The 24,266-nt window shown below is 62.1% G+C and carries 21 protein-coding genes; 3 read left to right on the top strand and 18 right to left on the bottom strand.

The genetic code is table 11. The annotated features are described in order from the left end of the window. Positions 1 to 950 precede the first annotated feature (950 nt). The 14 genes from YUA_RS51200 to YUA_RS0127220 all read right to left on the bottom strand — a co-directional run bounded on the left by YUA_RS51200 (position 951) and on the right by YUA_RS0127220 (position 17,881). Positions 951 to 1,346: a hypothetical protein gene (locus tag YUA_RS51200; RefSeq protein WP_198029508.1), complete on the bottom strand. Its 396-nt coding sequence runs from the start codon at positions 1,344 to 1,346 to the stop codon at positions 951 to 953. 287 nt (positions 1,347 to 1,633) lie between these two features. After that, entirely contained in the window at positions 1,634 to 2,989 is a 1,356-nt protein-coding gene (locus YUA_RS0127160) for a sorbosone dehydrogenase family protein (RefSeq protein WP_084292892.1), read from the bottom strand. After that, positions 2,989 to 3,453: a DUF2231 domain-containing protein gene (locus YUA_RS45115; protein WP_051383387.1), complete on the bottom strand. Its 465-nt coding sequence runs from the start codon at positions 3,451 to 3,453 to the stop codon at positions 2,989 to 2,991. Before YUA_RS45115 ends, YUA_RS0127160 begins: the two co-directional genes overlap by 1 nt. A 317-nt stretch (positions 3,454 to 3,770) precedes the next feature. Further along, positions 3,771 to 4,649, bottom strand: coding sequence for an NAD(P)-dependent oxidoreductase (locus tag YUA_RS0127170; protein WP_027533542.1), 879 nt, complete (start codon positions 4,647 to 4,649; stop codon positions 3,771 to 3,773). A gap of 21 nt (positions 4,650 to 4,670) precedes the next feature. Beyond that, positions 4,671 to 5,228, bottom strand: coding sequence for an NADPH-dependent FMN reductase (locus tag YUA_RS0127175; RefSeq protein WP_051383388.1), 558 nt, complete (start codon positions 5,226 to 5,228; stop codon positions 4,671 to 4,673). 323 nt (positions 5,229 to 5,551) lie between these two features. Beyond that, positions 5,552 to 6,439, bottom strand: a complete 888-nt coding sequence (locus YUA_RS0127180; RefSeq protein ID WP_027533544.1) for an HlyD family secretion protein — start codon at positions 6,437 to 6,439, stop codon at positions 5,552 to 5,554. A gap of 225 nt (positions 6,440 to 6,664) precedes the next feature. After that, positions 6,665 to 8,074, bottom strand: a complete 1,410-nt coding sequence (locus tag YUA_RS0127185; RefSeq protein ID WP_084292903.1) for an NAD(P)/FAD-dependent oxidoreductase — start codon at positions 8,072 to 8,074, stop codon at positions 6,665 to 6,667. Positions 8,075 to 8,079: 5 nt separating this feature from the next. Then, positions 8,080 to 9,735, bottom strand: a complete 1,656-nt coding sequence (locus tag YUA_RS0127190) for an NAD-dependent malic enzyme (protein ID WP_051383389.1) — start codon at positions 9,733 to 9,735, stop codon at positions 8,080 to 8,082. 90 nt (positions 9,736 to 9,825) lie between these two features. Further along, positions 9,826 to 10,812 (bottom strand): cytochrome d ubiquinol oxidase subunit II, encoded by a 987-nt coding sequence (cydB, locus tag YUA_RS0127195; protein ID WP_027533547.1) that lies wholly within the window; start codon positions 10,810 to 10,812, stop codon positions 9,826 to 9,828. Positions 10,813 to 10,814: 2 nt separating this feature from the next. Then, on the bottom strand, positions 10,815 to 12,233 hold the full coding sequence (locus YUA_RS0127200) for a cytochrome ubiquinol oxidase subunit I (protein ID WP_027533548.1): 1,419 nt from the start codon (positions 12,231 to 12,233) through the stop codon (positions 10,815 to 10,817). Positions 12,234 to 12,246: 13 nt separating this feature from the next. Next, entirely contained in the window at positions 12,247 to 13,980 is a 1,734-nt protein-coding gene (poxB, locus tag YUA_RS0127205; RefSeq protein WP_027533549.1) for a ubiquinone-dependent pyruvate dehydrogenase, read from the bottom strand. Between the two features lie 55 nt (positions 13,981 to 14,035). After that, positions 14,036 to 15,034: an aldo/keto reductase gene (locus tag YUA_RS0127210; protein ID WP_027533550.1), complete on the bottom strand. Its 999-nt coding sequence runs from the start codon at positions 15,032 to 15,034 to the stop codon at positions 14,036 to 14,038. 139 nt (positions 15,035 to 15,173) lie between these two features. Beyond that, a complete protein-coding gene (locus tag YUA_RS0127215) occupies positions 15,174 to 17,429 on the bottom strand; it encodes a molybdopterin cofactor-binding domain-containing protein (RefSeq protein WP_027533551.1) in 2,256 nt (751 codons plus the stop codon). Beyond that, the gene (locus YUA_RS0127220) at positions 17,429 to 17,881 is read right to left on the bottom strand and encodes a (2Fe-2S)-binding protein (RefSeq protein ID WP_027533552.1); all 453 of its coding nucleotides are present in this window, start codon (positions 17,879 to 17,881) and stop codon (positions 17,429 to 17,431) included. The genes YUA_RS0127215 and YUA_RS0127220 overlap by 1 nt, the downstream gene beginning before the upstream one ends. Positions 17,882 to 18,135: 254 nt before the next feature. Here YUA_RS0127220 and YUA_RS0127225 point away from each other — a divergent pair, with 254 nt between their 5' ends. After that, positions 18,136 to 19,593, top strand: a complete 1,458-nt coding sequence (locus YUA_RS0127225; RefSeq protein ID WP_051383390.1) for a cytochrome-c peroxidase — start codon at positions 18,136 to 18,138, stop codon at positions 19,591 to 19,593. A 55-nt stretch (positions 19,594 to 19,648) separates the two neighbouring features. On the opposite strand, the gene YUA_RS47540 is transcribed toward YUA_RS0127225, so the two are convergent. Together YUA_RS47540 and YUA_RS0127235 are read right to left on the bottom strand one after the other, a co-directional pair. After that, entirely contained in the window at positions 19,649 to 20,140 is a 492-nt protein-coding gene (locus YUA_RS47540; RefSeq protein WP_084292893.1) for a heme-binding protein, read from the bottom strand. 6 nt (positions 20,141 to 20,146) lie between these two features. Beyond that, positions 20,147 to 20,524 carry a cytochrome c family protein gene (locus YUA_RS0127235; protein WP_027533555.1) on the bottom strand — a complete coding sequence of 126 codons (378 nt, stop codon included), beginning with the start codon at positions 20,522 to 20,524 and terminating at the stop codon, positions 20,147 to 20,149. A gap of 347 nt (positions 20,525 to 20,871) precedes the next feature. Between YUA_RS0127235 and YUA_RS0127240 the strand changes: the two genes are divergently transcribed. Beyond that, on the top strand, positions 20,872 to 21,330 hold the full coding sequence (locus tag YUA_RS0127240) for a (2Fe-2S)-binding protein (RefSeq protein WP_027533556.1): 459 nt from the start codon (positions 20,872 to 20,874) through the stop codon (positions 21,328 to 21,330). Positions 21,331 to 21,339: 9 nt separating this feature from the next. Continuing rightward, positions 21,340 to 23,529, top strand: a complete 2,190-nt coding sequence (locus YUA_RS0127245; protein WP_027533557.1) for a xanthine dehydrogenase family protein molybdopterin-binding subunit — start codon at positions 21,340 to 21,342, stop codon at positions 23,527 to 23,529. 126 nt (positions 23,530 to 23,655) lie between these two features. On the opposite strand, the gene YUA_RS0127250 is transcribed toward YUA_RS0127245, so the two are convergent. Together YUA_RS0127250 and YUA_RS51205 are read right to left on the bottom strand one after the other, a co-directional pair. Next, entirely contained in the window at positions 23,656 to 23,865 is a 210-nt protein-coding gene (locus YUA_RS0127250) for a hypothetical protein (protein WP_027533558.1), read from the bottom strand. Continuing rightward, on the bottom strand, positions 23,862 to 24,062 hold the full coding sequence (locus tag YUA_RS51205; RefSeq protein ID WP_027533559.1) for a hypothetical protein: 201 nt from the start codon (positions 24,060 to 24,062) through the stop codon (positions 23,862 to 23,864). The genes YUA_RS0127250 and YUA_RS51205 overlap by 4 nt, the downstream gene beginning before the upstream one ends. Positions 24,063 to 24,266 lie beyond the last annotated feature (204 nt).

A 24,266-nucleotide genomic window follows, 5' to 3' on the forward strand; every position in this document is an offset into this window, starting at 1 on the left:
CTGGCCTGGAAGGATTGACGTTCCGATCGTGACGGTTGTGTCGGTAGTTGAGGCCTAGGGCGGGGAGGACGCAGAGGGGGCCATTGGGGCCACGCTAGTCGCCACGCTACCCGTGGTGGGCGAGACTCCTGTGATCGGCACTGGCGCTGCGGAGCTGACTCCGAGATTGCCGATCTCGGTGGATCCCAAGGGAATGCCGGTTTGAGCGACGCCTCCCGTCGTCGTGGGCGACATTGACGTTGGAGCCGACGATGCAGCGACGCTTCCCGAGCCGGAGCCGCAGATCCCCGATGTCGACATTCCAGAGGTTGCGGCGGCGGCCGGCGTTGCACCGCCAACAGCCAATCCGCCGCCGTCGTATGTGGAGGTCGATCCAGACATCGTCGACGGTGAGGTCCCCGCCGTCGAACATGAGGTGGTGCTGCCCGGCATCGCGATTGTGCCCGTTACGCCTGTGGGAGCTGGACTGATTCCGGGGGACGCGAGTTCGGTGGCGCCGAGAGGAATGGTCGGGGAAACCGTCGTACCCGTTCCCAGGCCAAGCGGCGACGTCGGGCTCAGGCTCGGGGTTGGCGCCGGTATTCCCTGCGCGATAGCGACGTTGCAGAAAAGGAGTGCCGGAAGCACCGCCGCAATCAGGGAGGATCTCATTGGCATTCTCCGTTTCAGCCGCGTCTTTGGGGCGAGCACCGAAGCGACCAGCTTTGGAAGACCAGTCATCAGGTGCGAGAGTAACGGAGATCGCTTAGTCCTCGTTATTGCACTCGGGTTTGGCGTTATCGCAACTTGGTATCTTCGTATGTACTTCGGTATCGAAGGGCCGCGAGTGTGGAATACGCCTGTGCTGTTTGCTCGGCCCCTGCGACCGAGAGTCTGGCGGAAAAAGGTCCAGAGAGACCGCAATGAAATTCCTCATTGCGGTCTGCTGTCGCGTCGAGCCGGCCAACCGATCAGTAGTAGTCGTAGTTGCAGGAGTATCGCCCGGCGTACGGCCGGTAATATGGGCAATCGAGGCCATAGTCGTAAAAGCCGTGAGCGTAACGGCGTCGTCCAAAATGGGCGCGACCTACATGCGCCATGTGACCTGAGCCAAAGCCACCGACGTGACTTCCAAAATGAGTCCCGCCAAACCCGCCGATGTGGGCTCCACCAAAGCCGCCCATGTGACCTCCGCCAAACCCACCGATATGGCCTCCGCCGAAGCCGCCGCCCATAGGGCCTCCTCCGCCAAATCCGCCACCGCCGCCGTGTCCCCCGCCGCCACCACCACCACCACCACCGCGCGCCTGCGCAGCAGTGGCCACAAGGCTGCCGGCGAGCAGCGCAGTTGCCATAATCATCGTCATTCGTCTTCTCATGACATTCTCCTTTCAAGCGGGCGGTTGTCCGCCCACAGTCATTGTCCGCGGCCGGCATGGCCGCGGAAGGCCACGAGCGTCGCGACAGGCGGGAGATGGGCACGCTTGACGGGCGTCTCCACTATACTTGCGTTCATCGGGCTGAACGAAACGCGCGCTCGAGCAGGACGGAAGCGTGGTGCACGCATCCGGAAAAGACGCAACGACAAAGACCCGGCGCATGCCGGGTCTTGAATCGATTTCTCGGCCGGCGCCGCAGCGTGGAGTGTCTGTTGCTAAGTGGCTGGCTTGGGGCTCGGGCGAACTGACGACACACGCCAAACCGTGTTTCCAACGTCGTCGGCGATCAGCAATCTGCCTGCGCGATCGAGCGCGAGACCGACGGGCCGTCCGCGGGCGTGATTGTTTTCATCAAGGAAACCTGTGACGACGTCCCGCGCCGGCCCGCTGGGCTTTCCGCCGCTAAACGGTACGAAAACTACCTTATAGCCGCTGAGTGGAGTTCGATCCCAGCTTCCGTGTTCGCCGACGAAGGCACCGCTTCGATAGTTGGCGGGGAGATCGCCGCCCGAGTAAATTGCTACGCCGAGTGGCGCCACGTGGGAGCTTAGGGCGTAGTCCGGCACAATCGCTGTGGCCACCAGATCTGGGCGCTGTGGCTGGACTCGCGGGTCCAGGTGCTGGCCGTAATAGCTGTAGGGCCAGCCATAGAAGCCTCTGTCCTGCACCGCGGTCAGATAGTCCGGGACTAGGTCTGGTCCGATCTCGTCGCGTTCGTTGACGATAGCCCAGAGTTTGCCAGTTTCGGGCTCCCACTGAAGGCCGGTCGGGTTGCGCGTTCCGCTGGCGAAAATGCGATGGGCGCCGGATGCACGGTCGACCTCCCAGATCGCGGCCCGCTCATATTCGGCTCCGATCCCGTTTTCGGTGATGTTGCTGTTGGAGCCGATCCCGACATAAAGCTTCGAGCCATCCGGACTCGCCAACAGCGGCTTCGTCCAGTGATGATCGATCGGACCGCCGGGAAGGTCAGTCAGTTTGGTCGGCGCAGCCGTGATGCTGGTCTGTCCTTCCTGGTAGGGATAGCGGACGATTGCATCGGTATTGGCGACGTAAAGGTCGTTACCGACGAGCGCGACGCCAAAAGGAGAATTCAGATGGTCCAGAAAGACGGTCCGGACTTCTGGAATGCCATCGCCATTGGCATCGCGCAGCAGCGTGATGCGGTTTGCGTCCTTTGCTGAGGCGCCGGCGAACCACTTTACCCAGCCAGTGATAATGTCCTTGGGACGGTAAATCGGCGCCTTCGGGCCGTTGCTCTCAACCACCAGCACGTCGCCGTTCGGAAGCACATAAAGCGAGCGCGGATGGGCCAAGCCGGTGGCCATTACCTGGGCCTGCAGATCCTGCGGCACGGTCGGCTTTTCATCGTTTCCCCATCCGACCGGCTCCGCAATCCGGATTGGCGGCACCACATATTGCTGCAGGGCGGGCAGCGTGGGATGCGCGCCGATCTGGCTTCGTGGGTCGCCCCCGCTGTCGTCGCAGCTTGCGAGCCCCAGGCCGGCAACCGCGACAAAGACGGTGGCAAGACGCGGCAGGTTGGCGCGGGCAGTCTTGAGGATGGGCATCACGTGTCTGCTCCAACATTACGAGGGGAGGTGAGGACCCAACCGGTTGGGGCCATAGCTAACAGAATGATGACGACGAGCGCCGAGAGCATCAGGCCCGTCGGCACAACGGCGGTGTAAGCGTCGCGGCTGTGGACCAAGATATTCACCAACGCGAGGAGGACTGCGAATACATAGCCAGTCACGCGCGCCCAAGCTGCCTTTTGCCTGCCGGTTGCAACTTCGATCACGGCGGTGATGAGCGCCAGGCCGGCCACGATCAGGCCGGCCGTGATCAGCCAGGCCGAGAAATCTTCCCACATCACGTCCGCAGTCCGCCAATAGGCGAGATCGGTTGCGAGTGCGCCCGTAAAATAGGCGACGGGAAACGGCGTTAGGATCCGGTGAACCGGATGAAATCCGGCCTCGACGGCCGAGGCGGCTTTGGGCCTGAAACTCGCTTCCGTTATCGTAGCGTGTTGCATCTCTTTCCATCCTTATGGTTCGCGGGTGCGGTCGCGAGGAACTCCGGCAACAGCCAGCGCCCCGCTGCGACGTCCGCGCCGCGCATCTTCACCGGTGTGATTCCCCGCGGCGCCGGGTGTCGCCCGGCGAACGCCTTCTTGCTTCCGAATAGTAGGTGATGAGCACGGCGCGGCTTGGCGCAAATTGCTCGTGCTGCGCCATTCTTGCCGTTGATGCGGATGCGGGAATTGAGCGCAGCAACGCTCATCGCTGCAAGGCGGCTCGGCGCCTTGCAGGTTCGTCCAACCTCCGGAATGGATTGTTGGTTCGCCAGGGATCAAGAGGTGCCGGAATCCCGGCTGGCCAATGATCCGACCGCAGACCAGTCGAGCCTGTCACCGCCGTGAGCCAGCAAAGTCAGGAAGCGATCGCGAAGCAGACTTGCGACCGGCATGGGAACGCGCAAATCGTCGGCAGCCGCCAGCACGAGCCGGATATCCTTGTAACCGAGTGGCGCAGCAAAGCCTGCGGGCTCGAACTTTCGCTCAACGATCAGCTTGCCGTAAGTCTTGTAGACGGGCGCGTCGAACAGGGTGGACGTCAGCATGTCGACATATGCTTGGCGGTCGACGCCATCCTTGGCGACAAGCGCGACGGCCTCGCCCAATGACTCGATGACGGATGCAATGAGAAAGTTGCCGCTGAGTTTCACGAGATTGGCAGTCTTGGGCTTGTCGGAAACCACGAACGTCTTCTTCCCGATTGCATTGAAAACAGGTACGGCAGCCTGGACCGCGTCGTTGTCGCCACCGACAACGACGGAGAGATTTCCGGCCGCTGCAACATCAGGGCGCCCAAACACCGGTGCCGCGACGAACCGCTGGCCGGCCTTCGCGTGATCAGCCGCAAGGCGCTCTGAAAGCGCCACGCTGATCGTGCTCGATGAGACATGGACCCGGCCCTTAGGCAGGCTCGCGAGCAGCCCATCGGCGCCATAGACGACGCTCTCAACCGCCGCATCATTGGCCAGCATGGTGATGATAACATCGCCACTACACGCGTCAGATATGCGCGGCGCCGCGACAGCGCCCTTTTTCAGCAATTCGCCGGCCTTTGCTGCCGTGCGGTTGTAGACCGTGACACTATGGCCGGCCCGCAGGAGCGACAAGGCCAGTCCGCTGCCCATCTGACCAAGTCCGATGACGCCGATCTTCATCTTGCAATCTCCAACGCTCGGTCACGTCCGTTGTCGTGACATGGTGGCCAGCCGATCGATAGCTTCCAGAGTGAAGGCGAGGTAATGGGTATCGACGATGCCGCCTTTGACCTTTGTTGCAATGCCCCCGAGGACGACCTGTGGCCCGGCCATGATGCGGGCAGGAATCGAGAGGAGCGTCTCGTTGACCTGCGCATGGGCTCGGACTCCGCCAGTAAAGGCAGGCGAGACCGTTATGACCAGCACCGGCTTGTCGATCAGCACGGACTTTCCAAATGGGCGTGAGGCCCAATCCAGGGCATTTTTCAATACGCCCGGAATGCCGTGATTGTACTCCGGCGTCACGATGACAACGCCGTCGCTGGCACCAATGGCCTTTCGAAGCAGCCGCACTTGCTCCGGCCCATCGGCTCGGTCCTCGTCCTCGTTATAGAGCGGAAGCTGCAGATCGCAGATTTCAAGGTCTATCGACAGCGGAAGATTGTCACGCAGGCCCGACAAGGTCGCACGTGAATAGGAGGCTTTGCGCAAGCTCCCAGATAGGCCAACAAGGCGTGTTGGTCTCGTAATGTCATGCATTCTGGCACTCCATTGGAGCAGTCGACCGGCCATCCGGCGGCACATGGAGTGCACGTCCGGCAACAAGGAAGGAAGCGGCCGTCCATTTAGGGACGCATGGACGGCCGCAGCGGGCCTGGTCTGTGAGGAGGATGGGGGTCGCCAGGCACTTCTGATCTAGCAGCGCCCGAAAGGCGGGGCTTTGTAGTTATTGCCGTATTGGGCGAGATCTTGCGCTTGTTTAGTCTAGCTCAGCGACTGCGCCGAGCATCTTTATGCCTGCTTCGCCGGGCACTTGCAGACGCGGGCGATGCGCAACTGAAGCCCGTGTGATCAGCCCTCGCTCAGTTCCCGCGTGGCCTATCTCGGGGCTCGATCTGGACCGTCGCTGTCATGCCGGCGACCAGCCGAACTCCAGCAGGTACGTGATCGATCCGGATGCGCACAGGTATGCGTTGAGCGAGGCGTACCCAGGTGAAAATCGGATTCACCATAGCCAGCCCTTGCGGGTCGGATTGCGCGTTTGCGATATTGATGCCGCGCGCCACGCCGCCGACTTCGCCGTGCACGACCTGCCTGTAGCCCATCAACTTGATGCTGGCAGGATCACCTTCGTGCATGAGGGCAAGTTGCGTTTCCTCGAAATATGCATCCACCCAGAAGGAATCGGCGTCGACGACCGAGATCGTGTTTCGTCCAACGCCGGCATAGTCTCCGAGTCGCGCCAAGAGATTGGTCACCCACCCGTTCACCGGAGAACGGAGCTCGGTGCGCTCCAGATTGACCTTCGCCTGATCGCGGTTGGCGACAGCCTGCTGGTATTGCGCCTGGGTCGCGGCGGCATTGGCCTCATAGGTCTGTCTGTCTTCGATGGTCTCCGCCAGATCGGTCATCATGCGGCGACGCTCTGCTTGTCGCTGCGCATTCTGGGCCGTGGCCTGAGCCTGCGCGACGGCTGCTTCAGCCAGCTGGAGCGCAATCCTGTAGTTCGTCGGATCGATCCCCAGCAGCAGATCGCCCTTGTGCACGAACTGATTGTCGGCCACCGGTAGCTGAACAATACGTCCCTCTACCTCCGGCGCGATGGTCACGACATAGGTGCGAACGGTACCATCACGTGTCCAGGGCGTTGCCATATACGATTCCCACATTGCCCAGCCAAGCACCAGGGCAAACCCTGCGGCCGTGAGCGTCAGCAACGGCGGAACCAATCGAAACGATGCCTTCGTCATTGGAGCTGCCGAATTCGCGAAGCCGACGCGTAGATCGGCCCTGGTACGCTCCGAGTTGGTTTCAGCATCGGATATCGTGAGCTCCGCATGCGGTGGCGAGTAGGATCACGGCGATCGGTGCAACGCAGACACCGAGCGCTCCAGCGCGCTTGCTTCGTTCGTTGGCATGACCACCGTCCTGAGGCGATTTCGAGTTGGTGGATCATTGCCTCGAAAGCTGCGATATCAATGCAACTTTACCGGCGGGCCGGTCCGATGCGTCAGAGCGCGGGCGACGAGAGCGAGCAGTGCCCGCGGGGTGCCACCCAGCGCGCGCTCGTGCATGATGCGCAGCGAGAGATACATGACCCGGGCAAACAGGCCCGCGACGAAGATGCTGCGGCCGTACAGGAAGCCCATCAGGTTTCCGATCGTGCTCCATCTGCCGAGCGAAACCAGCGAGCCGAAGTCGCGGTACTTGTACGCTCGCAGCCGCTGCCCGCGCAGCCGCCGCTCGATCTGGCGCACCATGTGCGCCGCCTCCTGATGCGCGGCCTGCGCCCGCGGCGGAACCGCGGTGGATGCGCCGGGGCGCGGACAGGCAGCGCAGTCGCCGATCGCGAAGATTGCGGGATCGCGCGTCGTCTGCAGTGTCGGCTCGACTACGAGCTGATTGATGCGATTGCTTTCGAGGCCGTCGAGCCGGCCCAGTACCTCCGGTGCCTTGACCCCGGCCGCCCATACGACGAGCTCCGAGGCGACGAACGAGCCGTCGGCGAGCGTAACACCCTCCAGCGTCACCTCCTTGACCCTTGCGCCGGTGCGGACCTTGACACCGATCTGGTCGAGCAGGCGGTGCGTGGCATCGGAGATGTGCTCCGGCAGGCCAGGCAGGATGCGCGACGTGGCCTCGATCAGCACCACGCGGATGTCGCGCTCCGGATCGATGTGGTCAAGGCCGTAGGCGACCACCTCGCGCGTGGTACGATAGAGCTCAGCGGCCAATTCGGTGCCGGTCGCGCCAGCCCCGACCACAACCACGTGAAGCTGGCCCGGCCGCACCGGGCCCGGCTGTGTTTGCGCGCGCAGGCAGGCGTTGACAAGTCGCCGGTTGAACCGCTCTGCCTGTGCGGGCGTTTCAAGCGGAACGGCATATTCTGCGACGCCTGGCGTCCCGAAATCGTTGGTCACGCTGCCAATGGCGATCACCAATGTGTCGTATCCGACCGCGCGCGGTGGCGTGATCTGGCGCCCCTCGTCGTCGAAGGTGGCGGCGAGATGCACTTCCTTGCTGGTGCGATCAAGCCCAATCATCTCGCCGAAGTGATATCTGAAGCCGTGCCAATGCGCCTGCGCGAGATAGTTCACCTCGTATTCGCCGGGATCAATGCTTCCTGCCGCCACCGCGTGCAGAAGCGGTTTCCAGAGATGGGTCCGGGCCGACTCCACCAGGGTAATGGACGCCCGTGATTTGCGGCCGAGGCGATCGCCGAGCCGGGTGACGAGCTCGAGCCCTGCTGCACCGCCGCCCACGACGACGATGCGGTGCAGCGCCGTGGCGCCAACGCGGTCGCAGAGGTGCAGCGTCGCCGTCTCAGAGCGCGGATTTGCACGAGTTAAGTCCTGATCGGGATCGCGTTGCAACACGTCGGCCATCCGCATCACCCCAGATAGCCGGGACGGTAGACGCGGCTGCGGATCAGCGCGCTGATATCGTCAGGTCGCTTCACGCCGGCGAGCCCCTGGTCGAAAATGCAGGCCGCGACCCGCTCCGCGACATGGAGCGATGCTTCGAGTATACGGCTCTGCGGCGGATAGATCAGTCCGACCGAGAGGTTATCTTCGGTGACCTGCTCGGCGACGGCTTGCGCAGCGACTAGGAACATCTCGTCCGTCACCCGGGTCGCCTCCGTGGCAAACACCGCCATGCCCAGCGCCGGGAAGATGTAGACGTTGTTGCCTTGGCCCGGGACGAAGCGCCGGCCGGCGATCTCCACCGGCGGGAACGGGCTGCCGCTGGCAAAAATGGCCCGCCCGTTCGACCAGCGATAAGCCTCCTCGGCCGTGCACTCGGAGCGCGAGGTCGGGTTCGAATAGGGGAAGATGATCGGCCGCTCGTTGACGCGCGCCATCGCGCTGATCACCGCCTGATTGAACAGTTTCGGAACGGCGCTGACCCCGATGATGCCGGTCGGTCGCACTGACTCAACAGCCTCGGCGAAAGTGGAGAGCGGCGCCCGGTCCTGGGCGAACGGCTTCTGAAATTCGGCCAGATCGGTGCGCGAGGTCACCAGCAGCCCGTGGACGTCGAACAGCGCGTTGCGCCGACGCGCCTCGGCGGGATCCATGCCCTCGCGCGTCATCGCGAGGCTGATCAACTCGGCGATGCCGGTTGCAGCCGACCCCGCACCGAGAAACAGGAATCGCTGCTCGGCGAGCTTCTTCCCTGTGAGGCGGGAAGCGGCGAGGATGCCGGCCAACGCCACCCCGGCAGTACCCTGGATGTCGTCGTTGAAGGTGCAGATCTTGTCCCGATAGCGCGCGAGAATCGGGACGGAATTGATGTTCGCGAAATCCTCCCACTGGATGCAGCATTTCGGGTAGAGCTGCTGCACGACAGTTACGAACTCGTCGACAAAGGCCATATAGGCGTCGCCGCGCTCGCGGTGCTGCCGCAGCCCCAGATAGAGCGGGTCATCGAGCAGGGTCTCGTTGTTCGTGCCGACATCGAGAACGACCGGCAGGCAGCCTTGCGGCGGAACGCCGGCGCAGGCGGTATAGAGCGCGAGCTTGCCGATCGGAATGCCCATGCCGCCGGCGCCGAGATCGCCGAGGCCGAGGATGCGCTCACCGTCAGTGACGACGATGAAACGCACGTCCTTTTCCGGCCAGTTGGAAAGCAATTCCTTGATCCGACCGCGCGCGCCGATCGGCAGATACATGCCGCGCGGCTGGCGGAAGATGTGCCCGAACTTCTGGCAGGCTTCTCCGACGGTCGGCGTGTAGACCAGCGGCATATAGGTGGCCGGGTCGGACATCAGGGTCGCGTAGTAGAGCGTCTCGTTGCGCGCCTGCAGATCCGACAGCACAAGGTATTTCAGGAGATCATTGTCGAGCGCGGCGATCTCGGCGTGCCGGCGTGATACCTGCAATTCAATATTGGTGACGGCGGGGGGCAGAAGACCTTCGAGACCCCAGGCGCGGCGCTCAGCCTCGGTGAAGGCGGTGCCCTTGTTGAGGCGCGGATCATGCAGCAACTGGTAGCTGGCGGGGTGACCCAGCGGCGGTGCGATTCTCTTGCTGATGGGTGTGGACATCTCGTGATCGCTCCGTTCTTATGTCTCGAAATGGTCGCGCCTGATGGCCGTTAACAGCTGGAAGTGCGAAGGTCTGCAACGCTCTTCCGGCTAATAATGGTCTCTTGACGCTGCGACTTTGCCTCTGAACACGGTCAGGCTGATCACGGTGTAGAGCAGCATGAGAGGGAATACGAAGAGCCCCTCTCCCCAAAACATGAAGGCAAGGCTCGAATGAGGAGCGGCTGCCTGTTCGATCGTAACCGAGAACGGAATCATGTACGGCCAGAACGAGATCGCGAGCGTGCCGAACGCGGCCAGGAAGATGAGAGCGACCATGGGAAAGGGGAGCGCGTCCTGTTGGCGGTGAACGCTGGCAGCGAGCGTGATCGCGGCCAACACGCCAACCACCGGGAAAACAAACAAAGATGGCCGGTCAAGCCAACGCGTCATCACCGCAAAATGTCCGACCAGCGCATAGCCGAACACGACGATCATGAAGACGAGCAGCGCCGCAGATAGACAAGGAATGAGGCGATAGGCCTGGTCGCGGACGTCGTCCTCGCATTTTCGCACAAGCCAGCAGGCGCCGAGCAACGCGTAGCCGACACACAGGCCGATACCGCAAGCAATCGCAAAGGGACTGAACCAGCCGAATTCGCCGCCAGCATACCGGTCGCCGGAGACCGGCAGACCCTGCACAAGAGCGCCCACCATCAAGCCCTGCATGAATGTTGCGACAAGCGAGCCTCCCACAAAGCTTGCGTTCCACATCCAGCGCATCCGCACGGTCTTGTGGCGAAACTCGAAGGCCACGCCGCGCAGGATCAGGCCCGCCAACATCAGCAGAACCGGGAGATAGAACGCCGACATCAGCACAGAATAGACAACCGGAAACGCCCCCCAGAGGATCACGCCCGAGACGACGAGCCAGGTCTCGTTGCCGTCCCAGACCGGCGCCACCGCGCTTATGATAGCGTGTCTCCGCGGCTCGTCGGAAGCCAAGCCGAACAGCATGCCGACGCCCAAATCGAAACCGTCCAGTAAAACATAAAGTAGAATGCTGACAGCAAGGATCGTCACCCAGAACATGACCATGGCTATTCTCCTGCCGGAAGGTGAATGAGGGCAGCTGCCGCATCTGGCCGGTCGACGGCTGACAGGGGCCGATTAGGAAGAACGGCGGTTGGTGGCAGCCCAAGGCGACCGACCGGTCCTGCACGCAGCAGCCTGTAGATGTAGAAGATGCCGAACGCAAAGATGAAACTGTAGATCGCGCCAAAAACGATGAGCGAGATCATTGCCGTGCCCTTCGTGAGGAATGGCGTCATCGCATCCACGGTTCTCAGCACGCCGTAGACCACCCAGGGCTGACGTCCCACCTCGGCCGTGAACCAGCCGGTCAACGTCGCGACGAAGGGCAGAGGAAAGCTGAGAAACGTTGCCCAGAGCACCGTCCGGTTTCGCGCCAGACGCCCTTTGCGGCTCAGATATGATCCGACCCAGGCCAGAGCCAACATAAGGACGCCGCAGCCGACCATGATCCGGAAGCTGAAGAAAGGAATGAGTATCGGCGGCCAATCGCTCTCAGGAATGCTATCGAGCCCAACTTCCGCGGCGTCGAGGCTGTCAGAGTCGATCAAACTGCCCCAGGGCGGTGGCAAAGTGATCGCGAAAAGGTTGCGCCGATTTGCGACGTCCGGCCACGCCAGCAGCACTTCGGATGCCGGCTGTTCATTGTGCCATCGCGCCTCGATGGCGGCCATCTTCGCGGGCTGGTAGCGGACAACGTATTCACCGTTGAGGTGACCGAAGATGATCTGGACGGGAACGAGCACGGCCGCGAGATACAAGCCCATACGGAGCATGATTTTTGCTTCGGCGATAAACATTCCCCGCAGCAAATACCAGGCGCCCGTCGCAGCCACGCAGAATGCGCCGGTCAGGTAAGCTGCAAGAAGCATGTGCGGAAAGCGCGACCAGACCACCGAATTGAAGATGATCTTGGCCCAATCGTTTGGCGCGAACATTCCGTTCTCGACGACATAGCCGACCGGAACTTGCATCCAGCTGTTGTTGATCATGATCCAGAACGCCGACAGCGTGGTGCCGAGGGCGACCATTGCGGTCGAAAACAGGTAGAACCACGCAGGGACTTTCGGCCGGCCGAACAGAAGTACGCCGAGGAAACCCGCCTCTAGCGCAAAAGCAGTGAATGTTTCATACGAGAGAAGCACCCCCTGGATCGGTCCCGTCATCCGTGAAAAGTCGCTCCAGTTGGTGCCTATCTCGAAGGCCATGACGACCCCCGAGACCACGCCGAGTCCGAAAGCCACGGCGAAGATCTTAAGCCAGAAGTCGAACAGCACGCGGTACGCCGGGCGCCCAGTCGCGAGATGAAGGGCCTCCAGGACAGTGAGCCACGCCGCCAGGCCGATCGTGAAGGACGGAAAGATGATGTGAAACGAAACGGTGAACGCGAACTGCAGTCGCGACAGAAGAAGCGCGGTGATCTCCATGATGCGACCGCCCTTACCGCCAGAGATTGGTCTTTGCGAGGTCGATGACCTCGTCGGCCCGGCCGCTCATGATCGCCTTCACCATGTAGAGCGAGAAGCCCTTCGCCATCTCGACGTTTATCGACGGCGGTACCGCAAGCTCTGTGCGGCTGACGACGGCATCGATGAGAACGGGGCCATCGTGCGCAAACGCCGCGGCGATTCCCTCCTCCACCTTCGCGGGGTCTTCGATCCGAATGCCGCGAATGCCGACAGCTTCGGCCATGGCCGCAAAATTGGGGTTCTTGAGCTCGGTGCCAAAATCGAGGAAACCGGTGCCCTTCTGCTCGAGCTCGATGAAACCGAGAGCGCCGTTGTTGAACACCACCACCTTCGTGGGAAGGCGGTGCTGCACGAGCGTGAGCAAGTCGCCCATAAGCATGGTGACGCCCCCGTCGCCCGAGAGCGAGATCACCTGTCGTCCCGGAAAAGCGGCTTGTGCGCCAATTGCCTGCGGCATCGCATTGGCCATCGAGCCGTGCCAGAATGACCCGATCAGCCGCCGCTTGCCGTTCATCGCGAGATATCGCGCTGCCCAGACCGTCGGCAGTCCGACATCGCAGGTGAAGACCGCATCATCGGAAGCCAAATCGCTAACGGACTTCGCGACCTGCTGCGGGTGAATCAACTTGCCGCTGCCCGCGCGAGCAAGCTCATCAAGGCCCTTGCGTGCTTTACCGTAATGTTCGCGTGCCTGAGCAAGATGACTACCGTCTCGCTTCTCCTTGAGGAGCGGCAGAAGTGCGTCAGCCGTCGCGCCCACGTCGCCAATTACGGCGAGATCGACCGGAGTTCGTCGCCCGATGACCTCCGCTCTCAGGTCGACCTGCGCGATCTTCACCCCCGAACCGCGCGGATAGAACTGTCGGTACGGGAAGTCGGTCCCAAGCATCAGCAGGACGTCGCAATCCAGCATCGCGTAATAGCCCGATGAAAAGCCGAGGAGACCAGTCATGCCGACGTCATATGGGTTATCCCACTCGACATGTTCCTTGCCTCTCAGCGCGTGAACGACAGGCGCCTTGAGGCGCTCGGCGAGAGCGACGACTTGATCATGCGCGCCTTGACAGCCGGAGCCGCAGAGCATCGTCACGCGCCCGTTTCCGTTGAGCAGTGCGGCCAATCGATCCAAGGCATCGTTCGCTGCCGGCACGGCCGGTCGGGCCGGCAGCAGGTTCGCGGGCTGCGGATCCGATCCCATTTCGGCAGGCTGCAGCGCGACATCACCCGGAATGACGATCACGGAGACGCCGCGGTTTGTGACGGCCTGCCGGATGGCGAGCTCGAGCGTGCGCTGCATCTGGTTGGCACCGGAAACGACCTCGCAATAATGACTGCATTCCTTGAACAGCTGCTCCGGATGCGTCTCCTGGAAATATCCGGAGCCGATTTCGCTCGACGGAATTTGCGCGGCGATGGCGAGGACCGGAACCCTGGAGCGATGACAGTCGAACAGCCCATTGATGAGATGCAGGTTACCGGGCCCGCAACTGCCCGCGCAGACGACGAGCTCGCCGGTAAGGTGAGCGTCGGCGCCTGCCGCGAAGGCTGCGACCTCCTCGTGCCGGACATGGATCCATTCGATCTTGCCGTCGCGACGAATCGCGTCCGTCAGTCCGTTCAGGCTGTCGCCGACGATGCCATACATTCGCTTGACGCCAGCCGCGACGAGGATCTTTACGAATTGGTCCGCCACTGTCCCGCTCATGTCGTTTCCTTTCTAAGAAGCCAATGCCTTTACCGCCACGCTTGGGTCCTTGGGCCTAGTGCGCGGCAGAACTCCGTGCCGGCGGCGCCATGAACTCCGGGCCGATCGGATCGGTAATCGTTTCGTGCAGGATGCGATCGATGTCCGCTCCGTCTGTCTCATCCAGATGCCAGCCGCTCACCTCGTCGACCGGGAGAAGTTGCGCCGGATTGCGCGCCCCCCAGAGCGCCGTCGTGACGCCCTGGTCGAGCATCCACCGGATGGCCAGGTGGATCACTCGCTTGCCGAAGCGTCGCTGCGCGAATAGATCGAGCTGCTCGACGGCCGCAAGATATTGCGCAAAGCGTGGCTGCTGGAATTTCGGATCGATTCGTCGGAGGTCATCCCCTTCGAATTTGCTGTCCGGCCGCATTCGGCCGGAGAGGAGACCACGGCACAGCGCGCCATACCCGAAGGTCGCAATGTTGTTCTCGCGGCAATAGGGCAGGATATCGGTCTCGATGCCGCGCTCAAACAAATTGAAGGGCGGCTGCAGCACGTGAAGTGGCGCAATTCGCCGGAACTGCTCCATCTGCAGGACCGAGAAGTTGCTGACGCCGATTGCGCGGATTGTTCCCTGTTCGTACAGGTCGCGCATCGCCTCGGCGGTCTCCTCGATCGTGATCAACGGATCCGGCCAGTGGATCTGGTATATATCGATGTAGTCGGTCTGAAGCCGACGAAGAGAATCCTTCAATTCCCGCAGGATCCGCGCGCGGCTGGCATTGCGGAATACGTGCCCGTCCTTCCATTCCAATCCGACCTTTGTGGCGATCTGCACACGGGAGCGCAGACCACCGTCTGCGAGTGCCTTGCCGACAATTTCTTCGGAACGGCCGAACCCGTAGGCGGGCGCAGTGTCGATGATGTTGATGCCGTGCTCGATCGCGCCTTGAATTGTCTTGATCGATTCCGCTTCATCGGTGCCGCCCCACATCCAGCCCCCGATGGCCCACGTCCCTAGCGCGACCCGTGAGACCTGGAGCGGCGTTCCCCGGATTTCGGCGCGCTCCATGCCGATACCGACAGGCGTGCTCGCCGGAGCCTTGTAGTCGGGTGTCTTGTTTTCGAGTGTCTTGGCTTCATCAGGCATAAGCTTGCTCCTTACTCGATGCCTGTTCGGTCCCCTTTGACCGAAGCGGCCGTTCCGCCTGTCAGGTGACCTTCAGTTGCGCAGGGTCGATCGGCAGCGCACGAATCCGCTTCCCGGTTGCGGCAAAAATCGCGTTGCAGATGGCTGGCGCGACCGGCGGCACGCCGGGCTCTCCAACCCCGCCTGGAGGCTCGTCGCTCTCGACGAGGTGGACGTGAGTTTCAGGCGCGATATCGGTACGAGCGACCAGGTAATCGCTGAAATTGCCCTGCTCGATGCGCCCCTGCTTGATACTGATATTGCTGTAGAGCGCGTTGCTGATGGCCATGATCACTGCGCCTTCGAGCTGGGCGCGCACACGGTCCGGATTGACGACGAGACCGCAATCGAGGCCGATATCCACCCTGGGAATGGTGAGTTGGCCGTCGTTGCCGACGGCGACCTGCACAACCGCTGCCGCGTAGCTCAGGAAGCTGCGGTGGACGGCGATGCCGCGTCCGTGCCGTGGCGGCAGGCTGCTGCCCCATCCACTGTTGCGCGCGACCAGGTCAAGGACACCTCGCAGTCGGCCGGTGTCGACCGGATACGTATCGAGCGATGCTCCGTAGTTGGGATAGTTGACATGCATGGCGGCGAAGTCGAGCTTGCGCGGCTCGCCCAACAGATCGCGCAGATAGTCGAGCGGGTCTTTGCCGGCCGCGTGTGCGAGCTCATCGGCGAACGAGCACACGGCGAACGCATGGGGAATGTTGTAGACCGACCGATACCAGCCGATTCTGACGTGGTTGGCGACCGGGCCGTTTTCGCAGCGGACGTTGGCGATCGCGTAGGGCATGTCGGTCACGCCCTGCTGCAGCTCACCGGCGCTGCCGTATGTGACGTCCGGCTGGAAGGTCGATTCGATGGCCGGAAAGACGGTTCGGTGCAGCCAGGCGGACGGGCGTCCCTCGGCGTCGAGCCCGGCTTCGAGGTGCTGGGCAGAAATCGCGTGATAATAGTCGTGCTGGATCTCGTCCTCGCGCGTCCAGGTGACCTTGACCGGCGCGCCGATGCGACGTGACAGCAGTGCTGCCTCGGCCACGTAGTCGGATTTGGATTTACGGCCGAATGCGCCTCCCAGCAGCGTTACGTTGACCGTGACGTCTTCGAACGGCACGCCGAGGACCTGGGAGGCGGTCGTACGTGCGGATTGCGGAAATTGCGTGGGCGCCCAGATCTCACACTTCCCATCGGCGAAGTGGGCGACGGCGTTCGGCACTTCCATCGGTGCATGCGCGTAATAGGGCACAAAATAATCCGCCGAGATGCGGCGATGGGCCTCGCCGAGGGCGGCGTCGACGTTGCCTTGGCTGCGCACGACCCGTCCGGGCTGCTTCGCCGTTGCCTCAAGCTCAGCCCGATAAGTCGTCGTATCGTGATCGGCATTGGCGCCAAAATCCCAGGTGATCTTCAGCTTTGCGCGGCCCTGCTGCGCCGACCAGGTATTGCTGGCGATGACGGCAATGCCGCCGAGGGGATAGAAGCCGGACGGAATAGGGGTGGCCGGAATCTCCACCACCTGCTCGACACCGAAGACTTTCAGCGCGTCCGTGGCGTCGAAGTGCAAGGCTTTGCCGCCATAGACCGGACAGCGCTCCACGGACGCGTACTTCATCCCGGGAAGGGTGACGTCGATGCCATAGGTCGCCGTGCCACGCGTGATTGCGTCGAGATCGACTATGGGAACGGGTTTGCCGACGTAGCGCCGTTCGTCCGCCGCCGTGAAACGCAATTCCATGTGATCGAGTGGCGCGATCTCCATTGTCGCCGCCATCTTGGCGGCATCGCCGAACGACAGCTGCCGACCCGTTGGAACGTGAACGATCACGTGATTGCGCGCCTGGCAATCGTTTGCGTTGACGTTCCAGACACGGGCAGCCGCCGCCTCGAGCATCTGCCGGGCTGACGCGCCCGCTTCGCGCATCGGCTGATAGAATTGCCGCATGCTGCGGGAGCCATCAGTGTTCTGGTCGCCATATTTCGGATCGCCCTGGGCTTGCACGATCCTGACGCGGCTCCAGTCGGCGCCAAGCTCATCGGCGAGCACCATCGGCAATCCGGTCTTGATTCCCGTGCCCATCTCCGACCGATGCGCGACAATTGTCACCAAACCGGTCTGATCGATCATCAGGTAGACGTTGGGTTCAAAAACCTCGCTCGCATGAGCATGCGCCGCGAGAGCCGGAAAATTGCCGAATCCCATTGTGAAACCGAGAACGAGGCCAGTGGCGCCGCCCGCGATGACTTCGCGCCGGCTGAGATTTACGACCCTCGTCATCAGATTGTCTCCGCGGCTGACTTGATCGCGGCGCGGATCCGCACGTATGTGCCACAGCGGCAAATGTTGCCGGACATGGCATCGGTGATCTGCTGATCCGTCGGCTTTGGCGTCTCCTTGAGGAGAGCCGCGGCCTGCATGATCTGGCCCGGCTGGCAGTAGCCGCACTGGGGCACATTGTTGGCGCGCCACGCGCGCTGGACGGCGTGGGTGCCATCGGAGCTTAGTCCTTCGATCGTGACGATCTCATGCCCGGCGGCGGCCGACAACGGCGTCACGCAAGAGCGCACCGCCTGTCCGTCCATGTGCACGGTGCATGCGCCACACGCCCCGATGCCGCAGCCGAATTTGGTGCCGGCCAACCCGAGAATGTCGCGGATCGCCCAAAGCAAAGGCATCTGCGGATCGGCATCGATATTGTGCAAGGCGCCGTTGATCTTGACTTGTTGCATATGAGCAGCCGATGTTGACGACATGCCCAAAGCTAGTCGCCGCGGCGAAAATCAACTTGAGAGCCCTTGTCTTTTGTTGATTGCGATTGCTGCGATTCGCTCGTTCTGAACTGAGACAGCTTCCTCGCGCGGATCGCCGTCTGGGCTGTTTCAGGCAAGAACTCGGTGATTGAAACAATTACCAACAAGCGTTCCGTCCCGGCGTCGCAGAGAACGGTAGGAGAATGGACATTGTATTTGCGAGATCACGCCGGATGAACGTCTCGATCAGGGCGGCGATTGTGGTGCTTACGACTGCCGGGGCTGCGGTCGTGTGGGCGCAGGAGACAGACACGACGCTTTCGCCGGCCGTCTTGAAGGAAATTGCGCGGGTTGAGGCCGAGATCGACCGCATAGAAGCAGAAAGCCTCCAGCGGCTGGCGGCGCCACCTGATAATCAGGTGCAGCAGGTCGAACTGCTCGGCAAGTTGATGCTCTATGACAAGGAGCTGTCGGTGAATCACAATGAGGCGTGTGCGTTTTGTCATACACCTGAGACGGGCTTCACCGGGCCGGTGTCCGAGCTCAATCGTACGACCGCCTCCTATCCGGGTTCGGTGCGCACCCGATTCAGCAATCGGAAGCCGCAATCGCACGCCTACGCGCCGCTCTCGCCCGTGCTGCATTACAATCCTGGCCAGGGCGATCTCGTCGGCGGCAATTTTTGGGACATGCGCGCAACGGGCCGCCGATTGGGTAACCCGGCGGCCGAACAGGCAGAGGGGCCACCGACCAATCCCGTCGAGATGGGCCTGCCCGATGTCGCTTGTGCGGTATATCGAGCCGCCCAACGGCCCTATCGCGGCCTGTTCGAGGCCGTCTGGGGTCTACAGGCATTTGCTATCCAGTGGCCCAGTGACGTGGAGCAGGTGTGCAGTCAACCAGGTCCACCTCCTACGAACGATCCGATACCGGTTCACCTGACGCCGATAGATCGCGGCCGGGCCGCGACAACGTTCGACCAGATGGCGCAGTCCATCGCCGGCTATGAAGCATCGGCGGAGGTGACGGCGTTTACTTCCAAGTTCGATGCGGTGCAGGCGGGAAAGGCGCAGTTTACGCCGCAGGAGCAGGCGGGTTACGCGTTGTTCCGCGGCAAAGGGCAATGCAACAATTGCCACCGCGATGGCGGGCCTGGCGAAGATCCGCTGTTCACCGATTTCACAGCGAGCAACATCGGCACTCCCGCAAATCCGCGGCTTCCGTACTACGCCGAACAGCAACCGGACGCACGTGGCTATCGCGCCAATCCCGCAGGCTCATCCTATGTGGATCCGGGCGTCGCCGGCTTTCTCGCTGCCGATCATCTGCTCAGCCAACCATCATCCGTCGATGCGCGCTGGGCCCCGCTCGCGCCGGAGAATGTCGGCCGCTTTCAGGTCCCGACGCTGCGCAACGTCGACAAGAGGCCTTACCCGGACTTCATCAAGGCTTACGGTCACAACGGCTATTTCACCAGTCTCAAGTCGATCGTGCATTTCTACAACACGCGCGACGTGCTGCCACGCTGCGGTCGCAACGACCCGGGCGAGGGGATTGCGTGCTGGCCGGCCCCGGAATCCACCCGCAACATGAACACGAAGTTCGTCGGACGCTTAGGTCTTTCCGACGAGGAGGAGGATGCACTGGTCAGCTTCATGCAGACGCTCAGTGACGGGTACATGCAGCGGTAGTCACGCGTGCATCGAATCCACGTCACGTCGCTGTCCGCGCTCAACGGCAGCTCTCTCAATTGTGCTGAGGTGCGGCAGACGAGGGGCTGAGAACCGCTGCAGCGGTGTTCGCGATGTCGGTGTCGGTCTCCTTGCTCAAGCCAGCAACACCGACTGCGCCCACGACTTCGCCATTCACGCGTATCGGCATGCCGCCGCGCAACGCCATGACGCCGGTGGTGACGAATGCCGTCCGGCCCCGGTTGATGCTGTCCTCGATCTCCACCGTCGGTCTTTGCAGCCGCGCAGCCGTTCGCGCCTTCCCGATGGCGAGATCCACGCTTGCCGGGCGGACCCCGTCCATTCGCTGGAATGCAAGCAGATCGCCGGCGGGGTCAACAACTGCGACAACGGAGGGCGCATTCCGCTGTTGCGCTGTCGTCTCGGCGGCCTGCAGGACTCTCTGGGCTCCAGCCTGATCAAGGCGCAGGACTTTGACGGTTTGTCCGTGGGCTGACGTGCAGAACAGCGCGGCGACTATTCCGATGCTGACTTCAATCTTTGTCATTCGTGCTCACTTTAGGGTCTCCAAGTAGGAGATGACATTCTCGCGGTCTGCCGCTTGCGGAAGGTTGACGAACATCTTGGTGCCATGGACATCGGCCGCGGGATTGGCGAGGAACTGATCGAGAGTATGTTCGTCCCATGTGATGTTCGCCGCCTTCAGCCCCGGCGAATAGTTGTAGCCGGGCTCGGACCCGCTCTTGCGGCCAAAAACGCCGGCCAAGGACGGGCCGATCTTGTTCTCGCCTGGCGTCGTGGCATGGCATCCGGCGCAGCGCGCGAATACCTGCTTTCCCGCGGCAGCGTCTCCGGCGGCCACGGCCGGCAGGGCAACCAGGGTTGTGCCGACTACCGTAGCAACGGCGAGGCCAGGAATGACTGAGTCCATCGGTTTTCGCATTTTAAGTACCTCGCGAGTGGCATTGCAGTGCCAATCTAGGTGGCCCGTCCCGAATTTGCTTGGCGCGGCTTGCTGCAGTGTGCCGTTCTTGCCCTTGCGATCAGCAGCCGTGGCACGCGATTGATTGACGTCGGTGCAATAGTGAAATTGCGCAAGACCAAGCCGAATGCGGCAAAAACGCTAAAGTCATTAGTTCAACCGATAGATAGGTCTCGGTTGGTCGGTTGTCTCCTCCCGCCCCCGTGTCGCAACCGACTTGGGCGCGGCTGGCCTCCGCAGCGCGGTGGCCGGCCGCATTCCCTCATCTCGATGGGGACAAGCAAAAGGAAGAGACTGTGGCGACAACGGCCCTGAACGTGAACGGCAGTACCGTCTCGGTAGCCGTCGATGACCCCGACACACGACTGCTCTACGTCTTGCGAAATGAACTCGGCCTGCATGGCCCGCGTTTCGGCTGCGGTCTCGGCCAGTGCGGCGCCTGCACTGTGCATGTTGATGGAGCGGCGATCCGCTCGTGCGTCACCCCATTGTCCGCGGTCAAGGGCAAGATCGTCACGCTCGAGGGGCTCGGCACGAACGCAAAGCCGCATCCGCTTCAGGAGGCCTTCGTCCAGGAACAGGCTCTGCAGTGCGGTTACTGCATCAACGGGATGATCATGCAGTCCGCCGCGCTTCTGGCGCGCAACCCAAAGCCGAATGAAGGAGAGGTCAAAGCCGAATTGGCGAACAATCTATGCCGTTGCGGCACGCACCTGCGCATCGTGCGCGCGGTCCTGCGCGCCGCTGGCACTTGAGGCAGGCCCATGAACCAGATCGATAGACGCTCGTTGCTGCAAGCAGGCTGTGCGCTCGTTGTCAGCTTTTGCCTGCCGCTATCTTCGAGCACTGCCAAGCCTGCTTCTGGACCGAAAACCGTCTCGCCGGATCGGGTCGATGGCTTTCTGGCCATCACGCGGGACGGCCATATCACCGTCTATTCCGGCAAGGTCGATCTCGGCACCGGGGTGCGGACGGCGCTGACCCAGATCGTCGCCGAGGAGCTTGACGTTCCGATGAGCCACGTCTCGCTCGTCGAGGGCGACACCGCGCTAACTCCCGACCAGGGCGTGACGTCAGGAAGTCTCTCGATTCAGAACGGCGGCATGCAGTTGCGCCGGGCCGCCGCGACCGCGCGCTGGGCTGTCCTCCGTCGAGCAGCCGCCCGTCTGCGGCAGGATATTTCAACGTTGTCGCTTCACGAGGGCGTCATAACGGCCAAAAATGGCAAGCGGCTGCCGATCGGCGAGTTCGTTGACGGCACGACGTTGGCCATCGATATCACCAAAGACGTGCAGGAAAAGTCTCCCCACGCTTACACGATCGTCGGCAAATCCGTGCCCCGGCTGGACATTCCTGACAAAGTCAACGGCCGCTTCACCTTCATGCAGGATTTTAAGCTGCCGGACATGTTACACGGCCGCGTGGTACGCCCGTCCGGATTCGGTGCCACACTCGTTTCCTATAACGAATCGTCAGTCGCTGACATTCCCGGCATCGTGAAGGTCGTCCGCATCAACAACTTCCTCGGCGTCGTTGCGAAAAGCGAGTGGAGCGCAATCAAGGCCGCCCAGCAATTGGCGGTGACCTGGTCCAAGTGGGAGGGGTTGCCGGACCAAAGCAGAATTTGGCAGCACGTGCGCAGCACCCCGGTCGTGCGCGATGATGTCACCAGCCGCACTGGCGATTCTCGTTTTGCGCTCGCAAGCACAGCAAGCAAACTTGCTGCAACCTACGAATTCGCCATCCATACCCATGGCTCCATCGGCCCCTCCTGCTCCGTGGCAATTTTCGCCGAAGGTAAGCTGACGTGCTGGACTGCTTCGCAAGCAACGCACGACCTGCGCAAGCAACTCGCCGCCACGCTCGCGATCCCCGATTCAGACGTGCGCTGCATCTATGTTGAAGGGGCGGGGTGCTACGGCCGCAATGGACATGAGGATGCTGCGGCCGACGCGGCTCTGCTGTCGCGCGCGGTCGGCAAGCCGGTCCGTGTGCAATGGATGCGTGCGGACGAGCACGGCTGGGACCCAAAAGGACCACCTACGCTTCTCGATATGCGGGCCGCGATCGATAACGTTGGGGGCGTGGCAGCCTGGGAATCCGAGCTCTGCGTTCCGGATGGAACCGCTGGTTTCGTAACGCTGGTCGGCTCCGAACTTGCCGGACTCGATAGTCTCGGCAAACTGAGCCCCGGTGGGGTGTTGAACGACCTGGCAGTCCCGTACGTCTTTCCGAATGTCACGACGACCGCCCACCGGTTGGCATCGACACCGCTACGGCCGGCCTGGATCCGCTCACCCGGCCGGTTGCAGAACACGTTTTCGAATGAGTCCTTTCTAGACGAGATCGCCGCCGCAACTGATACCGATCCGCTCGATATCCGGCTGAGATATCTCACCGACGATCGCGGCAAGGAGCTTCTCGAGCGGCTCGCTAAATTGAGCAAATGGCGTGAGCGCCCGAAAAGCGATCGTGGTGCGAACATCGTGACGGGACGCGGGCTTGCCTATGTCAAATACGAACTGGTCCGCACCTACGTCGGCGCAGTCGCCGAGGTCGAGGTCAACCGCAAGACCCGACAACTTGCGGTCAAGCGCTTCTATGTCGCGCATGATTGCGGACAAATCATCAATCCTGACGGGCTGCGGAATCAGATCGAAGGCTGCATCGTTCAGACGGTGAGCCGCACCTTGAAGGAGCAGGTAACATTCGATCGGTCGATGGTCACAAGCCTCGATTGGGCGAGCTATCCCATCCTGACCTTTCCGGAAATCCCTGAGGTCGTGATCGACCTGATCGATCGGCCGGAAGAGGTCCCTTGGGGTGGCGGGGAGCCGGCCTGCGCGGTCGTGCCCTCGGCGATTGCCGGTGCCGTTTTCGAGGCAACGGGCGTGCGGCTGCGCTCTGTGCCGTTTACGCCGGCCAATGTGCTGGCGGAATTAGGAGGGGCATGATTGGCCGAAAAGGGTCGCTTGCCGGCTGGCACGCGCACTTCTTCCAGCTTTAGCCTTTGTTGCCGCACAGGTGCTGCGGACTGCCCGGCGGGCGGTTCAAAGTATCCCGTGGAGCTGCCCTCCGCCCTAAGCTGGCCTGCCATCCTGTTTGCCAATCACGCAGCGCCATGCCGCCAAGCGTTCGGTCGGATGCTGGTTCATCCACTGGGCGAGCTGCGGCGCGCCCATAAGGCAGGACTGCATCGAGACATCAGCGAAGTCCGAGGTGGTGACGATTTGCTCGTGGCAGCTTGCCGGAGAGGAGAGACTGCAGAGCACGGCGATGATCTTAATCACGACAGGACAACCCCCTTGCTACAATGAGCATTGGCCGCATCAACATGTGAGGCCTTCTCGGCTCGCCTTTGGTAGTCGTCGGCAAGGGCCTTAAGCTGGCCGGCAACCGCTGCGTCGGTCATGGTTTGGGCAGCGCGGAGCAAAGTCCGCGCTATCTCCAGATATTCCTTGCCTCGCTGTGAAACATGAACGCTCATAGAATCCTCCCGCAGTTCTCCAGCACCTGGTCGAATGAGACCTTGAGCCAGCCCACCCAATTGCGGTCACTTTCCCTGCGAGCTCTGAAGCGATCGACGCACGTCTTGGAACAAAGCGGAGTTCGCCACGAGTAGTGTCGGACGAGACCAAACTTGCCATCGCAAACCGCGCATCGCGCGGCTCTGCCAGATCTAGGAGTTTCA

This window comes from Bradyrhizobium sp. WSM3983 (assembly GCF_000473045.1).
GTDB lineage: Bacteria > Pseudomonadota > Alphaproteobacteria > Rhizobiales > Xanthobacteraceae > Bradyrhizobium.

Excerpts from the sequence above, each read along its gene's own strand:
- YUA_RS51200 (WP_198029508.1), bottom strand. The coding sequence starts at position 1,346 with ATGACGATGATTATGGCAACTGCGCTGCTCGCCGGCAGCCTTGTGGCC.
- YUA_RS0127185 (WP_084292903.1), bottom strand. The coding sequence starts at position 8,074 with ATGGCCGACGTGTTGCAACGCGATCCCGATCAGGACTTAACTCGTGCA.
- YUA_RS0127235 (WP_027533555.1), bottom strand. The coding sequence starts at position 20,524 with ATGGACTCAGTCATTCCTGGCCTCGCCGTTGCTACGGTAGTCGGCACA.
- cydB (WP_027533547.1), bottom strand. The coding sequence starts at position 10,812 with ATGGTCATGTTCTGGGTGACGATCCTTGCTGTCAGCATTCTACTTTAT.
- YUA_RS0127175 (WP_051383388.1), bottom strand. The coding sequence starts at position 5,228 with ATGCATGACATTACGAGACCAACACGCCTTGTTGGCCTATCTGGGAGC.
- YUA_RS0127170 (WP_027533542.1), bottom strand. The coding sequence starts at position 4,649 with ATGAAGATCGGCGTCATCGGACTTGGTCAGATGGGCAGCGGACTGGCC.
- YUA_RS0127215 (WP_027533551.1), bottom strand. The coding sequence starts at position 17,429 with ATGACGAGGGTCGTAAATCTCAGCCGGCGCGAAGTCATCGCGGGCGGC.
- YUA_RS51205 (WP_027533559.1), bottom strand. The coding sequence starts at position 24,062 with ATGAGCGTTCATGTTTCACAGCGAGGCAAGGAATATCTGGAGATAGCG.
- poxB (WP_027533549.1), bottom strand. The coding sequence starts at position 13,980 with ATGAGCGGGACAGTGGCGGACCAATTCGTAAAGATCCTCGTCGCGGCT.
- YUA_RS45115 (WP_051383387.1), bottom strand. The coding sequence starts at position 3,453 with ATGCAACACGCTACGATAACGGAAGCGAGTTTCAGGCCCAAAGCCGCC.
- YUA_RS0127190 (WP_051383389.1), bottom strand. The coding sequence starts at position 9,735 with ATGTCCACACCCATCAGCAAGAGAATCGCACCGCCGCTGGGTCACCCC.
- YUA_RS47540 (WP_084292893.1), bottom strand. The coding sequence starts at position 20,140 with ATGACAAAGATTGAAGTCAGCATCGGAATAGTCGCCGCGCTGTTCTGC.
- YUA_RS0127225 (WP_051383390.1), top strand. The coding sequence starts at position 18,136 with ATGAACGTCTCGATCAGGGCGGCGATTGTGGTGCTTACGACTGCCGGG.
- YUA_RS0127180 (WP_027533544.1), bottom strand. The coding sequence starts at position 6,439 with ATGACGAAGGCATCGTTTCGATTGGTTCCGCCGTTGCTGACGCTCACG.
- YUA_RS0127160 (WP_084292892.1), bottom strand. The coding sequence starts at position 2,989 with ATGCCCATCCTCAAGACTGCCCGCGCCAACCTGCCGCGTCTTGCCACC.
- YUA_RS0127200 (WP_027533548.1), bottom strand. The coding sequence starts at position 12,233 with ATGGAGATCACCGCGCTTCTTCTGTCGCGACTGCAGTTCGCGTTCACC.
- YUA_RS0127245 (WP_027533557.1), top strand. The coding sequence starts at position 21,340 with ATGAACCAGATCGATAGACGCTCGTTGCTGCAAGCAGGCTGTGCGCTC.
- YUA_RS0127210 (WP_027533550.1), bottom strand. The coding sequence starts at position 15,034 with ATGGAGCGCGCCGAAATCCGGGGAACGCCGCTCCAGGTCTCACGGGTC.
- YUA_RS0127220 (WP_027533552.1), bottom strand. The coding sequence starts at position 17,881 with ATGCAACAAGTCAAGATCAACGGCGCCTTGCACAATATCGATGCCGAT.